The sequence below is a fragment of the Candidatus Nanopelagicales bacterium genome, assembly GCA_018003655.1.
Taxonomy (GTDB): Bacteria; Actinomycetota; Actinomycetes; order S36-B12; family UBA10799; genus JAGNDY01.
Map to the genome: position 1 here is coordinate 1 of JAGNDY010000019.1, position 15,000 is coordinate 15,000.

Genomic DNA, 15,000 nt, shown 5'->3' on the forward strand with positions numbered 1-15,000 from the left:
GTCGCTAACGCAAGGAGAAAGTTGTGGCACGCGTCAAGCGCGCAGTCAATGCGCACAAGAAGCGTCGGGCAGTCCTCGAGCGCGCCAGCGGTTACCGCGGCCAGCGATCCAGGCTGTACCGCAAGGCAAAAGAGCAAGTCACCCACTCGATGGTCTACTCGTACCGTGACCGCCGTGCGCGCAAGGGTGAGTTCCGCCGCCTGTGGATTCAGCGCATCAACGCGGCCTCCAGGGCCAACGGGATGACCTACAACAGGTTCATTCAGGGCCTCAAGGCAGCTGAAATCGAAGTCGATCGTCGCATGTTGGCCGAGTTGGCTGTCAACGATTCAGCGGCTTTCAGCGCTCTCGTGCAGATCGCCCGCGACGCCGTCGTGGTCGAGTCACCCGCCGCCTAGCTCAGCTGCGCGAACCAGCGGTGAGCTTGGCTGAAGCGCAGGCTGCGAGTATGGCCAGTTTCCGTCGGGCCCGAGCGCTCAAACGCAAGGCTGAACGGCAAGCACAGGGACGATTCCTGGCCGAGGGCCCGCAGGCCGTGCGGGAGGCGCTGCGCGCGGCGCTCGCGTTGGAACTGTTCGTCGACCAACGCAACGAGTCGCCAAGCCACGGCGAATTGACCCAGGACGCACTCGACCAAGGCCTCCCAGTCCAGTTGGTCAGTGACGATTTCGCCGGCTTGACCGACACGGTCACCTCACAGGGGATCGTCGCGATTACGGCGATGGTTGAGCAGCCGACGCTCGCAGCGTTCGCTGCGTCGTCGCCGACACTGGTCGCCGTCGCGGTCGCACCTGCCGATCCGGGCAATGTTGGCACGCTTATCCGGATCGCTGACGCCGCCGGAGCCGACGGCGTGATTCTGACGTCGGGCAGTTGCGACCCGTACAACAACAAGGCGGTGCGGGCCAGCACTGGTTCAATCTTCCATCTGCCAGTCCTCACCGGATCTACCTTCGAGCAAGTGCGAGCGGCACTTCCTGTCGAGTTGTGTCGGTTCATCGCAACGTCGGGGGCTGCCGAAGTCGAGCTCTTTTCCGACCAGCTTCACGACGTGATCGCGGCACCCACAGCGTGGGTCTTCGGCAATGAGGCCCATGGCTTGGACGCAGCGATTGTGGCCGCGTGCGACTTGACAGTTCGCATCCCGATCTACGGTCACGCCGAGAGCTTGAACGTTGGCGCTGCTGCGGCAGTGTGCCTCTACGCATCCGCCATTGCAGCCAGATGAGGTAGCGACGGAGTCAAAGCCACTTCACGGTGGCCCGCTCGGACGCGGCCCGCTGGCGTGGGTTGTATGAATCGTGGAGGTTTCCTGGCAAGTTTGGCGGGGTAACCTGGCGTGGAAGATGTGAATTTGCCCAGTTCGGACCTCGTGGAGGACACTCAAATGTCGTACTACAAAATGCCAATCCTGGATGACAGTGGCTTCGTTGTTGTCGATTCCTACGACCAGTCGCAGGATCCAACCGAATGGCTAGACATCGAGTATGTGGACTGGAAATCCTCCGGTGACACCCGCTTCTCACCGCTCGCCTCGGCATATGGCGACCTTGAGTGCGATGGCTTCTGGAACCACACACCAGCCAAGACCGACAAGGACGGCGTCTGGGTCGAGCAAAACGTCGAACTCGGCCCGCGCCTCGTCGAGCGCGCCAAGGAGCCTGATGTCAACATCGGTCGCTGCCGCGTCATCGAGTTGCAGCCCAACACCTACGCCGACGCAATCCACAATCTGCACATTGATGACAACAACCGCCTCAACCCTGATGGCACGGGGTGGATCGTGCGTGCCTTCTTCAACCTCACCGATGACCAGGATTCAGTCATGATCCTGCGCGAGGACAAGAATGACCCCGCGACCGAGACGCGCGTGCCGCTACCCGCCGGAACGCAGGCGATCATTGACACCCAGCGGCTCTACCACGCGGTGTGGCACCCAGGTGACCAGCCGCGGTACTGCCTGATTACGTCCTACGAGTCGGCCCCCGATCTTGAGGCGTGGATCGATGCGCGCCATCCGATCACGCGAATCGACTCACCGCCGGTCCCGGAGGCGGAACTCACCGAGGCCAACCGGCGCCAGACCGAGCGCGATCAGCAGGCTCCTACGCCTGAGGTCATGTCAGAGGCTTGATCGACGGTCGTTGTGGGGAGTTCAATCCGCCCCAACTAGACTCCGGGGCGGATTGAGGAGCAGATGTCAGCGCCAAACAAAGACTATGACCCAGTAGAAGTCAGTGCCTTGGATCCGGCAGCGATTGCGGCCGCCCAAGCGTTGGCCGAGGCAGCGGTTGCACGAGCCTCCGATCTTGCCGACCTCAAACAGGTTCGGATCGACCATGCCGGGGACCGGTCTGCGTTGGCCCTGGCCAATCGCGAGATTGGCGCATTGCCGCCAGCAGCCAAGGCGGAAGCCGGCAAGCGGGTAGGAAAGGCGCGTGGAGCGGTTCGGGCGGCGATTGAGCGTCGCCAAGGTGAGCTTGAGGCCGAACAGGACGCCCGCGTTTTGGTTGAAGAGGCTGTTGATGTCACCCTGCCGTCTGATCGCACGCCGATCGGAGGCCGCCACCCCTTGACTGCGGTCGCCGAGCACCTCGCCGATGTCTTCGTCGCCATGGGCTACGAGGTCGCCGAAGGCCCCGAGGTCGAGGCGGAGTGGTTCAACTTCGACGCGCTCAACATGGCGCTAGATCACCCGGCCCGCACCATGCAGGACACCTTCTTCGTTGACTCACCTGACAGCTCGGTGGTGCTGCGAACTCACACCTCGCCGGTCCAAATTCGGGCACTGCTGGATCGGGAGTTGCCGGTCTACGTTGTCTGCCCAGGACGCGTTTACCGAACTGACGAGTTGGATGCCACGCACACCCCGGTCTTCCACCAGATCGAGGGACTCGCCGTGGACGAGGGCATCACGATGGCCGACCTCAAGGGCACGCTCGATCACCTGGCGGCTGCAATCTTCGGCGAGGGTCTCGTGACCCGCCTGCGACCGTCGTACTTTCCATTCACCGAACCAAGTGCTGAATTGGATCTGCAGTGCTTCGCATGTCGGGGCGCGAGTGTTGGTGATCCCGCGCACCCCTGTCGCACGTGTGGCAGCGAGGGCTGGATCGAATGGGGCGGCTGCGGCATGGTCAACCCCCGGGTACTGGCCGCGTGCGGCATCGATTCGGATCGGTATTCCGGCTTTGCTTTCGGAATGGGTCTGGAGCGGACGTTGATGTTCCGCCACGACATCACCGATATGCGCGACATCGTCGAGGGCGACATTCGATTCACCTCGGCATTCGGCTTGGAGGGTTAGACCATGCGAGTGCCGATGTCCTGGCTGCGCGAATTTGTTGAGCTTCCCGAATCCATTGATGGCCGTGCACTGGCCGCTGGCCTGATCAGGATGGGCCTGGAAGTTGAAACCGTCGAGACGATCGGAGCCGTCGGCGGGCCGGTGGTGGTTGGGCGCGTCGAGCACATCACTGACTTGACCGACTTCAAGAAGCCCATCCGGTTCTGCCGCGTCGACGTTGGTGGCGGACCCGATGTCCTGCAGGGGATCGTCTGTGGCGCGAACAATTTCGCTGTCGGTGATCTGGTGGTCGTGGCGCTGCCCGGCTCGGAGCTACCCGGCGGATTCGCTATTAGCGCACGCAAGACCTACGGCCACACCTCCGACGGCATGATCTGTTCGTCGGCTGAACTCGATCTGGGTGACGACCATGACGGAATCATGGTGCTCCCGGCAGGATCTGCGTCGCCCGGCGAGTCGGCCGCGGCGTTGTTGGGACTTGGCGAAGACGTGCTCGACATCGCCGTCACACCCGACCGGGGTTATGCGCTGTCCATCAGGGGAGTTGCACGGGAGGCGGCAATCGCATTCGATGCCCCGTTCCGCGACCGTGCGATGGAATTGGCGGACCTGCCCGCACCGACGGGAGACGCGCGCCAGCCAGTGGGCTGTCACATCAGTGATCCGAGTGGTTGCGACCTGTTCACGACCCGCACGTTGGTGGGCGTCGACACGTCGGCACCGACGCCGCTGTGGATGAAGCAGCGGCTCGTCGCCGCTGGAATGCGGTCGGTGAGCGTCGTCGTCGACGTCACCAACTACGTCATGCTCGCCACCGGCCAGCCTTTGCACGCGTTCGACGCTGACGCCCTCAGCGGCGGACTGACCGCGCGAAGGGCGGAGCCCGGCGAGCGGTTGGAGACCCTCGACCATGTGGTTCGGGAGTTAGACCCTGCGGACTTGCTGATTGCTGATGATTCCGGTCCGTTGGCGCTCGCCGGAACGATGGGTGGACTCAACAGCGAAATCGGCGATGGCAGCTCCAGTATCGTCATTGAGGCCGCTCACTTTGATCCGATTACCGTTGCAAAGATGTCCCGTCGGCACAAGCTCACCTCCGAGGCATCCCGCAGGTTCGAGCGCGGCGTCGACCGCGACGTAGCGGCGTACGCCTCAGGCACGGCGGCGGCGCTGCTGGTGGAACTAACCGGCGCCAGCAATGTGGGCCTGCTCGCGGAGGAAACTCCCGTTGACGTATCTGCGATCACCATGGCGGGGGACTACCCGGCCCGAGTTGCCGGGATGGATATTGCAACCGACAAAGTGATCACGGACCTGCAACTGGTCGGATGCGTGGTCTCACTAGTCCCCGGTGCGGACGGCGCGGCTGGTTCGAGTGGTGCTGATGGGGCACAGACGTTGCAGGTGCTTGCGCCGAGTTGGCGACCTGATCTGACTGATCCAGCGGACTTGGCCGAGGAGGTCATCCGCATCATTGGGTACGACCAGATCCCGTCCAGGTTGCCACATGGGCACGCAGGTCGCGGCTTGACCAGGGCCCAACAATTGCGCCGGCGGGCCAGTCGCGTCGCGGCCTCCCTTGGTCTGGTGGAGACACTGACCTACCCATTCATCGGCGAGTCCGACCTGTCGCGCACTGGCATCTCGCTCGACGATTCCCTGGCCAATCTTGTGACCCTCGCCAATCCGCTGTCCGACGAGGCACCGGGTATGCGCACCACGTTGTTGCCTGGCCTGCTGGCGGTGGCCCGACGAAATGTCTCTCGCGGCGCCGATTCGGTGCGCGTATTCGAGATTGGCTCGGTGTTCCTCCCATCGCCGGGTTCCGATCCGGTTGCCAGGCTTCCTGTTGATGTCCGACCCACCGCCGACCAGATCGCTGGGTTGAACCGATTGCTGCCCGACCAGCCCCTGCACGTCGGGGCAGTACTGGCTGGAACGTGGGAGCGTCCCGGCTGGTGGGGCCCGGGACGGCCGATCGATTGGTCCGACGCGATCGCTGCTGCGGTCAGAATTGCCGCAGAGCTCAACGTTGCCCTCACGGCGGAGGCTGGCACCTTCGCACCGTTCCACCCCGGCCGTTGCGCGGCTCTCAGCTTGGGCGATGAGCCGATTGGCTACGCCGGCGAACTCCACCCGAAGGTCGCGGCGCAGTGGGATCTTCCGGCGCGCACCGTCGCGTTCGAACTGAACCTCGGTGCCGTCATTAGTGCGGGCGCCGAGGTCGTGGTGAAAGCACCCGACTTCTCGGCAATGCCAGTGGCAAAAGAAGACGTCGCCTTGGTGGTGTCGAGGCAAACGCCTGCGGCTGACGTGCAAGAGGCACTGCGCGAAGGGGCCGGTGCACTCCTGGAGTCGGTCCGACTATTCGACGTGTACGACGGTCCGCAGGTTGGCGAAGGGCTCAAATCACTGGCGTACGCGTTGCGTTTCCGGGCTCCCGATCGGACGTTGGCCCTCGAGGAGGTGACCGCTGCCCGCGACGCCGCGGTCGCCCAGGCAGTGCAACAGTGTGGGGCGGTACTTCGCGGACCCGCGTGAGCACCTGCTAGCAGGATGGCCGTCCACGCTCGCGCAACATGCTCAGCGTGGCCTCAGAGCAATTCGTCGTCGTCCGGTTCAGTCGCTTCCGCATCCCCGGCCAACGCTCGCCTAAGGACTTTGCCAGTCGCGTTGCGCGGCAGTTCTTCGTGGAACACGACTTTGCGTGGCCGATGGTGTGGGCCGAGTCGGTCTCGCGACCACGCCAGGAGCAACTGTTCGTCCGCGCGGGCCGGATCGTGTGGGACAACATGAGCAACCAGGGCGGCGCCGTAAACGGGATCCGGGACGCCGACCACCGCGACGTCATCGACGTCGGAGCTGCCGAGCAGCACCTCTTCAACCTCGGTCGGGTGCACGTTCTCCCCGCCGGTGATCACCATGTCGTCGGCACGACCGACGATCGTGAGTCTTCCCTCATTGTCGAGCCGACCGATGTCGCCAGTGAAAACCAATCCGCGCGTGCGTTCCTTGTCACTGCCGTCGGTGTATCCGTCGAAGGTGGTTCGGCTTCCGACGTACACCCGGCCGTCCACGTCAGTTGGTACTTTCCGCCCGCGCACGTCCAATATCTCGATGTGAACGCCAGCCAACGGCTTGCCCGCTGTCTGCGGATCGGCCCGCAGGTCGGCAGGGTCAGCGCAAGTCGCAAACGCGGCCTCGGTGCTCCCATAGAGGTTGTACAGGATGTCGCCGAACGTATCCATGAATTCGATGGCCAAGTCGCCGGGCAGTGCCGATCCACTGACTGCCACACAGCGCAGCGAAGAGGTGTCATATTTGCGGAGCACGTCCTCGGGCAGGCTTGCGAGCCGATGCAGGATCACCGGAACAGTGACGAGCGTCTCGACTTGGTATTCCTCGATGAGGGCGAGGACCCGCTCCGGCTCGGGGCGTCGGACAACGACTTCAGTGGCGTCCAGCAGGGTCGCGAGGCGGTGGTGCATCCACCCCCACGCGTGGAACAGCGGCGCAGCGATCAGCATGGTGTCGCGCATCTTGATCGGAAACGCATCGAGTACCGCGGCGGCGGCGTCCAGCGGAACCGACGAACGACCAGCTCCACGCGATCGACCACTCGTCGTGCCCGAGGTCAGGATCACATGTTTGCCCTGATTCGCCACCGTCGGCAACTCGCGCCGAATGGGCAAGCTGGCGAGTAATGCCACTCCCGACTTTTCGTCCGTGCTGATGGTCGGAATTGACTTCGGGACCACCGAGGCGAACTCCTGATCCCGGAAGACCAACGACAGTCCCTGCTCGGCGATGACGCTGGCGATGGCTTCAGGCGCAGCCGAGGTGTTCAAATACACCAGGTCCGCGCCCGTGCGGGACACCGCCACCAGTGTCTCGAGGAACCCCCGCGAGTTGCGCGCAAGGAGGCCCACCCGGGAACCCGGGCCAATCCCACGGTCGAGCAGTGAGACCGCGACGGCGCTGCAGCGGTGATCCATCTCGATGAAGGAGACAACTGCCCGATCTGGGTCGTCGACGTCGATTACGGCTGCCTCGGACGGGTGACGCGCGGCCCCCAACGCGAACCCCACGCCGGGGCTTGTACCCCACCGCACCACCCCTGCGGTGAGTTGCAGAGTCGCGCGTGGACTGGTCGGTCTGATCAGGCCGGATCTCGACACACCCCGCGTGGCTGCGCCCAGGACTCGGGCGGTGTCGGTAACTCGGTAGAGGCGCAGGTCGCGAAACACAGGGCTATCGTGACTGGTCGCGCATCCAACCCAAGCACCGGCTCCGTGATTTGCACCCTCCAAGCGGCACCGTAGTTACGCATATGCGTATATTTGGTCGGGTGGTCATGAGTGTCGGTGTCGTCGGGGCGTCTGGATACGCCGGTGGGGAGTTGTTGCGACTGCTCGCCGGGCATCCGGAGTTCGAGCTGAGAGTCGCTGCCGCGAACACCGCCGCGGGAGTGCAGATCACGTCGGTGCACCCAGGTTTGGGGTCACTGTCGGGAGAAGTATTCAGCCACACGGATCCTGATGAGTTGGGCGAACTCGACCTCGTCTTTGTTGCGCTTCCGCATGGCGAGTCGTCCGCACTGACTGCGGCGCTGCCAGCGGATCAGTACGTGGTCGATCTTGGTGCAGACCACCGCTTGCACGATCCCGCCGCATGGGATCGTTACTACGGTCCGGCGACCCGCAGCGAACCATGGACCTACGGGTTACCCGAACTGCCCGGACGGCGCGAGGAACTGGCGCGATCGCGCAGAGTCGCCGTCGCGGGCTGCTACGCGACAGCGATCCAACTTTCGCTTGCCCCCGCGCTGCGTTCGCAGTTGGTGGAGCCCGCCGACATCGTCGTGACGGCTGCCAGCGGAACCTCCGGGGCTGGCCGCAAGGCGACTGTTGCGTTGTCCGCGACCGAGGTGATGGGCACACTGTCGGCCTACAAGGTGGGCGGGTCGCACCAGCACACAGCCGAGGTCGAGCAGGAATTGACTGTGCTGTCCAGCGACGCCGTCACCTTGTCCTTCACGCCGTTCCTGGCGCCGATGCCTCGAGGGATCTTGGCGACGTCGACAGCACGACTGGCACAAGGAGCGAACCTGGAATGGCTCGTTGCTGCATATGCCAGCGCTTACAAGGGCGAACCGTTCGTGCGGTTGCTTGACGCAGGCACGACGCCGACGACCGCTGCTGTGTTGGGCTCCAACACAGCGACTCTGCAGGTATTCGCCGATGAGCACGCAGGTCGCGCCGTGATCGTGGCGGCAATCGACAACCTCACCAAGGGAGCGGCCGGCCAGGCAATTCAGTGCGCAAACATCATGGTCGGCCTGGCCGAGGCAAGTGGATTGAACACAGACGGGATGACCCCATGAGCGTGACATCGGCACAGGGGTTTCGGGCCAGTGGGGTTGCAGCCGGTCTCAAGGCGTCAGGCCGCCCCGATGTTGCCTTGGTCGTCAACGACGGACCCCTTGAGGTCGCTGCCGGGGTATTCACCAGCAACCGGGTCAAGGCTGCGCCGGTCCTATGGAGCCAGCAGGTTGTCACGGACGGAGAACTGCGCGCAGTCGCGTTGAACTCCGGGGGAGCGAACGCCTGCACCGGACCTGATGGCTTCGCCGATACCCACCGCAGCGCCGAGTCTGTGGCAGCACTGCTGGGAATCGGCGCAGGCGAGGTGGCGGTTTGTTCAACCGGGTTGATCGGCGAGCGACTGCCGATGGGCAAACTGCTCGATGGTTTCGACCAAGCAGCCCGGACGTTGTCGACCGACGGTGGCGACGCGGCCGCAGTCGCGATCATGACGACGGACACGGTGCCCAAGACGGCGGCGATCACGACCAATGGATTTGTCGTTGGCGGGATGGCGAAAGGGGCGGGCATGCTCGCGCCGGGCATGGCGACCATGCTGAGCACGGTCACCACCGACGCTGTCATCAGCGCGGAACTGGCCGATTCTGCCCTCATTGCCGCGGTCGCCACCACCTTCGACCGGGTCGACTCGGATGGCTGCATGTCGACCAATGACACAGTCCTGCTACTGGCCAGTGGCGCGTCGGGAGTCGAGCCGAGCGAGGCCGATTTCAAGGTGGCGTTGACGACAGTCTGCGCAAGGCTCGCGCGGGCTTTGGTAGCTGACGCTGAGGGCGCCTCCAAGGAGATTCAGATCGACGTGGTTGGCGCTCCCAGCGATGCCGACGCCACCAGAGCTGCCCGGTCAGTAGCTCGAAGCAACCTCTTCAAGTGCGCCATGTACGGCGAAGATCCAAACTGGGGCCGAGTCATCTCTGCAGTTGGCGCGACGTCGGTCGAGTTCGACCCGAATCTCATCGACGTCCAAATCAACGGCGCGCAGGTTTGTCGTGGCGGAGCCGCCGGGGCGGATCGCTCGACGGTGGATCTGACCGGGCGAGTCATCACCGTGGTGATCGACCTCCACGCCGGGTCATCGACCTCAACGGTCTGGACCAACGATTTGACGGCCGCCTATGTTCACGAGAACTCGGCGTACTCGACGTGAGCACCCATCCGATGACTCCGGGAGACAAGGCAGAGGTGCTAGCGCAGGCACTGCCCTGGCTCAAGCGATTCCACGGCTCGACCGTCGTCATCAAGTACGGCGGCAACGCCATGGTCGACGAGCGGTTGAAGGCTGCCTTCGCGGCTGACATCGCCTTCCTGCGGCTCGCCGGCCTCAAACCCGTCGTTGTTCACGGGGGTGGACCACAGATCAGCGACATGCTCAAGCGGCTGAATATCGCCTCGGAGTTCCGGGCTGGGGTAAGGGTGACGACGCCGGAGGTCCTCGACGTCGCTCGGATGGTGCTCACCGGCCAGGTGCAGCGTGAGTTGGTGAATCTGATCAACCGGCATGGCCCGTTTGCCGTTGGGGTGTCAGGGGAGGACGCGTCCTTGCTTGAAGCGACCCAGCGGTTGGTCCATGCCGACGGCGCCCCAGTCGATATCGGGCTGGTCGGAGACGTTGGATCCGTTCGGCCCAACCTGGTTCAGATCCTGCTCAACGATGGTTTGATCCCGGTAGTCTCCAGCATCGCCGCTGGCGCCGACGGCACCGTCTACAACGTCAACGCAGACACCGCTGCGGCAGCCCTGGCCGTCGGCCTGAGGGCGAACAAGCTCGTCATGATGACCGATGTGGCCGGCGTCTATCGCGACTGGCCGGACACGGAATCGCTGATCAGCGCGATGAGTGCCTCCGAGCTCGCCGACCTGCTACCGGCACTCGACGGCGGAATGATCCCCAAAATGCAGGCCTGCCTTGAGGCTGTTGAAGAAGGCGTTCGTCGGGTGCACGTCATCGACGGACGAGTCCCTCACGCCATGTTGCTCGAGGTCTTCACCGATGAGGGCATTGGCACGATGATCTACGCCGATGACGAGGCCGAGGCTGGCGATCAGCCGTGAACCAACAGAGCCAACCCACCAGCGCCAGCGACGGGCTCGCACGGCAGTGGCAAGACCTGATGATGTTCAACTACGGGACGCCCCCGATTTTCCTGTCGCACGGTAACGGCGCGACCGTGTGGGACGTTGAGGGCAACTCCTACCTCGATCTACTCGCAGGCATCGCAACCTCAAGCCTGGGCCACGCCCACCCGGCTATCGCGGCCGCAGCAGCTGAGCAGGCGCAACAACTCGTTCACACCAGCAACCTGTACGGCAATCGGCCAAGTCTGAACTTGGCGCACCGCCTGCTTGACCTGACTGGCCAGGACGGCCGGATCTTCTTCTGTCAGGACGGTGCCACAGCTAACGAGGCTGCGTACAAACTCGCACGCAAGCATGGGCGCAAACTCGACCCTGCAGGTTCAAGGCTCGAGATCGTCGCAGCAGCCGGTTCGTTTCACGGACGCACCATGGGTGCGCTTTCAATCACCGGTAGTCCGGCCAAGCGCGATCCATTCGAACCGTTGCCCGGGCCAGTGAACTTCGTGCCGTATGGCGACGAAGGCGCGTTGTCTGCGGCAGTGACCGAGCGAACTGCCGCAGTCTTCCTTGAGCCAGTCCTGGGCGAAGGTGGCGTCGTCGTGCCACCAGAGGGCTACCTCGCCGCAGCGCGGCGCATCTGCGACCGGTCCGGAGCATTGCTGGTGGTAGACGAGGTGCAGTCCGGCATGGGTCGCACCGGAACCTGGTTCGCCAGCCTCAATGAGGGCGTGGTCCCCGACGTCCTGACGTTGGCAAAGGGTTTGGCTGGTGGATTCCCGCTCGGCGCGTGTATCGGGTTTGGCGCCGCCGGGGAGCTCTTCGCTCCTGGCGAGCACGGCTCGACATTTGGCGGGAACCCGGTCTCGTGTGCCGTCGCGTTGGCCGTGATCGACACCATTGAGGCCGAGCAACTACTCGACAACGTAACCGCAGTGGGCCGTCACTGGCAGGAGCGCTTCGACGAGGTGGAGCATGACCTGCTGCTCGGAACCCGCGGAGTTGGTCTGTGGCGCGCGCTCCTGCTGGCTGGCCCGGTCGCGCGCAGCTTTGAGACCGCCGCACGGCACGGCGGCTTCCTCGTCAACGCGGTAGCACCGGATGTGATCAGGCTGGCACCACCGCTGAACCTGACGATCACGCAGGCGGATGAGTTTGCCGACGCGCTATCGGGCCTGCTCGACCGAACTCGCGAGGCGGAGGTCAGCAATGCCCACTGACGAAGCGTCCACCCAGAGCACCAACCCTCGTGTCGCCACGAAGGTGGCGCGACACCAACGGATCGTGGAGATTCTCGAGCACCACGAGGTCGACTCGCAGGCGTTGTTGCTCGAATTGCTCAGCCACCGCGGCTTCGAGGTGACCCAGGCGACGCTGTCTCGCGATCTGGACGAGTTGCGGGCCACCAAAGCAGTCGGGCCTAGCGGCACAGTTGTGTACGCCATCCCGAGCGACGGCGGGGATCCGGCACCCAGGTTTCACACTGGCGACGCAGCCCGGCATCGGCTGGAACGCCTCGTTGGCGAACTCGTCAGCAGCGCGGATCACTCCGGCAACATCGTCGTTCTGCGGACTCCACCTGGCGCGGCGCAGTACCTGGCTTCCTCGATCGACCATTCCACCTTCCCCAAGGTCATCGGCACGGTGGCCGGGGACGACACTGTTCTTGTGGTCAGCGCGGATCCCAAGGGCGGCAAGGACCTCGCCGACGAATTCGTCGCAATGGCATCACGGCGGGCGGCGACACCATGAGACGACGATGAGGCCACTTTCCATCGACCAGAACTTTCAGACCAACACACAGCAAGTGGAAGAAGAGGAGCAGACATGAGTGAGCGGGTAGTCCTGGCGTATTCCGGTGGACTCGACACATCGGTGGCGATCGGCTGGATCGCCAAGGAGACCGGGGCAGAGGTCGTCGCGGTTGCCGTCGACGTGGGACAAGGTGGCGAGGACCTTGAGGTCATCCGCCAGCGGGCGCTTGAGTGTGGAGCAGTGGAGAGCGAGGTCGCCGACGCGCGCGACGAGTTCGCCGACGAGTACTGCCTGCCGGCGCTACGGGCGGACGCCCTGTACATGGGGACGTACCCATTGGTGTCGGCCTTGTCGCGGCCGACGATCGTTAAGCACCTGGTAGCCGCCGCGCATCGGTACGGCGCCGACACGGTGGCCCACGGCTGCACCGGCAAGGGCAATGATCAGGTTCGGTTCGAAGTCGGCATCGGCGCCCTAGCGCCCGAACTGACGTGCATCGCACCGGTCCGTGACTACGCGATGACGCGGGACTTGGCGATCGAATTCGCCGAGCAGCAGAACCTCCCGATCGATGTCAACAAGCGTTCGCCGTACTCCATCGACCAAAACGTGTGGGGCCGCGCCATCGAGACGGGCTTCTTGGAGGACATCTGGAACGCGCCCATCGAGGATGTTTACTCCTACACCCAGGACCCCACGCTGGGCAAAGCCGGGGAGGACGTCATCATCACGTTCGAGCGCGGCGTCCCAGTCGCGATCGACGGAGTTCGGGTCACGATGCTGCAGGCAATTGAGCAGTTGAACCAGCGAGCTGGCGCCCACGGTGTCGGTCGGCTCGACATTGTCGAGGATCGCCTCGTCGGAATCAAAAGCCGTGAAGTCTACGAGGCACCCGGTGCGATGACCCTGATCGCTGCGCATAGCGAACTCGTCAACGTGACGGTGGAGAAGGACATGGCTCGGTTCGCGACCAGTGTCCGGCAGCGTTGGGCTGAGTTGGCCTACGACGGACTCTGGTTCTCCCCACTTCGTCGCGCGCTGGACGGTTTCATGGACGACTTCAACGAGCATGTCACCGGCGACATCCGCATTCGGCTGGAAGCGGGCCGGGCAACTGTCAATGGCCGGCGCAGTCACCAGTCGTTGTACGACTTCAACCTCGCCACCTACGACACCGGCGACACGTTCGACCAGTCGGCATCCAAGGGCTTCGTTGATCTGTGGGGTCTTCCCACCAAGCTCGCGGCCCAGCGGGACCAAGTCAATGGCTGACGACACAAACGGAACCCAGGGGGAGGCGGGCCCAGCCAGCAAAGCGCTTTGGGGAGGCCGATTTTCCTCTGGCCCAAGTCCGGAACTCGCTGCGCTGTCACGATCGGTTCAGTTCGACTGGCGACTAGCGCCCTATGACCTACTCCAGACCCGGGCCCACGCCCGGGTACTGAGTGGGGCCGGGTTGCTCGATGCTGCCGAACTCGACGCTGTCTTGGCAGCCATCGACCAACTCGGAGAGGATGTCGCTGCTGGCACGGTGGTCGCTGACGAGGCCGACGAGGACGTTCACACGGCGATCGAACGCATTCTCGTGGAGCGGCTCGGACCGCTCGGTGGCAAGTTGCGGGCCGGCCGTAGTCGCAACGACCAGATTGCCACCGACTTACGGCTGTACCTGCGCGACGTCGCGCGCCCAATCGCCGGGGTGCTTGTAGAACTGCAGGCAGCACTGGCGGATCAAGCCGCGATCTACGTGGACGTCGCCGCCCCCGGGTACACCCACCTTCAGCGGGCTCAGCCCGTTTCCTTCGGCCACGAGCTGGCTAAACACATTCATGCGTTTGCGCGGGACTTGGACCGGCTGCAGGACTGGGACCGAAGGACTGCGGTCTCTCCGATGGGTTCCGGTGCACTGTCAGGGTCGGCACTGCGATTGAACCCGGAGGCGGTAGCTGCTGAGCTGGGCTTCCGGCACGCTGCTGGCAACTCAATCGACGCGGTGTCCGATCGTGACTTCGCGGCCGAGTTCCTGTTCGTTGCCGCGATGGTCGGAGTGCATTTGTCACGGTTAGGCGAAGAGGTGTGCCTGTGGTCGAGCAAGGAATTCGGCTGGGCGACCCTGCATGATTCCTGGTCAACCGGATCGTCGATCATGCCGCAGAAGAAGAACCCCGATATCGCCGAGTTGGCGCGTGGGAAGGCCGGTCGCCTCATTGGCGACCTGACTGGACTGCTGGCAACCCTCAAGGGTCTACCTTTCGCCTACAACCGCGATCTGCAGGAGGACAAGGAGCCGGTATTCGACGCCGTCGACACGCTCATGGTCATCACTCCCGCCATGACAGGGTTGATGGCGACGCTGACTTTTGACACGGCCAAGATGACCGCGGTCGCGCCGGACGGCCACGCGCTGGCTACCGAGATTGCCGACTGGCTCGTGGCTCGCGGGACCCCATTCCGGCAGGCTCACGAGGTCGCCGGTGCGTC

At 64.1% G+C, this 15,000-nt stretch carries 13 protein-coding genes (1 of these 13 only partly in view); 12 read left to right on the top strand and 1 reads right to left on the bottom strand.

Translation table 11 applies throughout. The features are described from left to right. Nucleotides 1-23 precede the first annotated feature (23 nt). The 5 genes from rplT to KAZ48_04675 all read left to right on the top strand — a co-directional run bounded on the left by rplT (nt 24) and on the right by KAZ48_04675 (nt 5,848). Nucleotides 24-398, top strand: a complete 375-nt coding sequence (gene rplT, locus KAZ48_04655; protein MBP7972069.1) for a 50S ribosomal protein L20 — start codon at nt 24-26, stop codon at nt 396-398. Between the two features lie 50 nt (nt 399-448). Then, nucleotides 449-1,228: an RNA methyltransferase gene (locus KAZ48_04660; GenBank protein ID MBP7972070.1), complete on the top strand. Its 780-nt coding sequence runs from the start codon at nt 449-451 to the stop codon at nt 1,226-1,228. Nucleotides 1,229-1,339: 111 nt separating this feature from the next. After that, the gene (locus KAZ48_04665; protein ID MBP7972071.1) at nt 1,340-2,134 is read left to right on the top strand and encodes a hypothetical protein; all 795 of its coding nucleotides are present in this window, start codon (nt 1,340-1,342) and stop codon (nt 2,132-2,134) included. A 63-nt stretch (nt 2,135-2,197) separates the two neighbouring features. After that, nucleotides 2,198-3,307, top strand: coding sequence for a phenylalanine--tRNA ligase subunit alpha (pheS, locus tag KAZ48_04670; GenBank protein ID MBP7972072.1), 1,110 nt, complete (start codon nt 2,198-2,200; stop codon nt 3,305-3,307). Between the two features lie 3 nt (nt 3,308-3,310). Further along, nucleotides 3,311-5,848 carry a phenylalanine--tRNA ligase subunit beta gene (locus tag KAZ48_04675; GenBank protein MBP7972073.1) on the top strand — a complete coding sequence of 846 codons (2,538 nt, stop codon included), beginning with the start codon at nt 3,311-3,313 and terminating at the stop codon, nt 5,846-5,848. A gap of 53 nt (nt 5,849-5,901) precedes the next feature. On the opposite strand, the gene KAZ48_04680 is transcribed toward KAZ48_04675, so the two are convergent. Next, on the bottom strand, nt 5,902-7,554 hold the full coding sequence (locus KAZ48_04680) for an AMP-binding protein (protein MBP7972074.1): 1,653 nt from the start codon (nt 7,552-7,554) through the stop codon (nt 5,902-5,904). Nucleotides 7,555-7,655: 101 nt separating this feature from the next. Between KAZ48_04680 and KAZ48_04685 the strand changes: the two genes are divergently transcribed. From KAZ48_04685 to argH, 7 genes are all read left to right on the top strand, one after another. Then, entirely contained in the window at nt 7,656-8,690 is a 1,035-nt protein-coding gene (locus KAZ48_04685; GenBank protein ID MBP7972075.1) for an N-acetyl-gamma-glutamyl-phosphate reductase, read from the top strand. Continuing rightward, on the top strand, nt 8,687-9,838 hold the full coding sequence (gene argJ, locus KAZ48_04690; protein ID MBP7972076.1) for a bifunctional glutamate N-acetyltransferase/amino-acid acetyltransferase ArgJ: 1,152 nt from the start codon (nt 8,687-8,689) through the stop codon (nt 9,836-9,838). The genes KAZ48_04685 and argJ overlap by 4 nt, the downstream gene beginning before the upstream one ends. A gap of 11 nt (nt 9,839-9,849) precedes the next feature. Continuing rightward, a complete protein-coding gene (gene argB / locus KAZ48_04695; protein ID MBP7972077.1) occupies nt 9,850-10,743 on the top strand; it encodes an acetylglutamate kinase in 894 nt (297 codons plus the stop codon). 59 nt (nt 10,744-10,802) lie between these two features. Next, nucleotides 10,803-11,984 (top strand): acetylornithine transaminase, encoded by a 1,182-nt coding sequence (locus KAZ48_04700; protein ID MBP7972078.1) that lies wholly within the window; start codon nt 10,803-10,805, stop codon nt 11,982-11,984. Continuing rightward, on the top strand, nt 11,974-12,516 hold the full coding sequence (locus KAZ48_04705) for an arginine repressor (protein ID MBP7972079.1): 543 nt from the start codon (nt 11,974-11,976) through the stop codon (nt 12,514-12,516). Before KAZ48_04700 ends, KAZ48_04705 begins: the two co-directional genes overlap by 11 nt. 75 nt (nt 12,517-12,591) lie before the next feature. Then, on the top strand, nt 12,592-13,791 hold the full coding sequence (locus KAZ48_04710) for an argininosuccinate synthase (GenBank protein MBP7972080.1): 1,200 nt from the start codon (nt 12,592-12,594) through the stop codon (nt 13,789-13,791). Next, nucleotides 13,784-15,000, top strand: the 5' portion of a protein-coding gene (gene argH, locus KAZ48_04715; protein MBP7972081.1) for an argininosuccinate lyase. The gene runs 259 nt beyond the window's last position; 1,217 of the gene's 1,476 nt are visible here — the first part of the coding sequence; the start codon lies at nt 13,784-13,786; the stop codon falls past the right edge of the window. Before KAZ48_04710 ends, argH begins: the two co-directional genes overlap by 8 nt.

What these genes read in the sequence shown, in the direction of transcription:
- KAZ48_04660 (MBP7972070.1), top strand. Translation starts at nt 449, where the DNA reads ATGGCCAGTTTCCGTCGGGCCCGAGCGCTCAAACGCAAGGCTGAACGG.
- pheS (MBP7972072.1), top strand. Translation starts at nt 2,198, where the DNA reads ATGTCAGCGCCAAACAAAGACTATGACCCAGTAGAAGTCAGTGCCTTG.
- KAZ48_04675 (MBP7972073.1), top strand. Translation starts at nt 3,311, where the DNA reads ATGCGAGTGCCGATGTCCTGGCTGCGCGAATTTGTTGAGCTTCCCGAA.
- argJ (MBP7972076.1), top strand. Translation starts at nt 8,687, where the DNA reads ATGAGCGTGACATCGGCACAGGGGTTTCGGGCCAGTGGGGTTGCAGCC.
- argB (MBP7972077.1), top strand. Translation starts at nt 9,850, where the DNA reads ATGACTCCGGGAGACAAGGCAGAGGTGCTAGCGCAGGCACTGCCCTGG.
- KAZ48_04700 (MBP7972078.1), top strand. Translation starts at nt 10,803, where the DNA reads ATGATGTTCAACTACGGGACGCCCCCGATTTTCCTGTCGCACGGTAAC.
- KAZ48_04705 (MBP7972079.1), top strand. Translation starts at nt 11,974, where the DNA reads ATGCCCACTGACGAAGCGTCCACCCAGAGCACCAACCCTCGTGTCGCC.
- KAZ48_04710 (MBP7972080.1), top strand. Translation starts at nt 12,592, where the DNA reads ATGAGTGAGCGGGTAGTCCTGGCGTATTCCGGTGGACTCGACACATCG.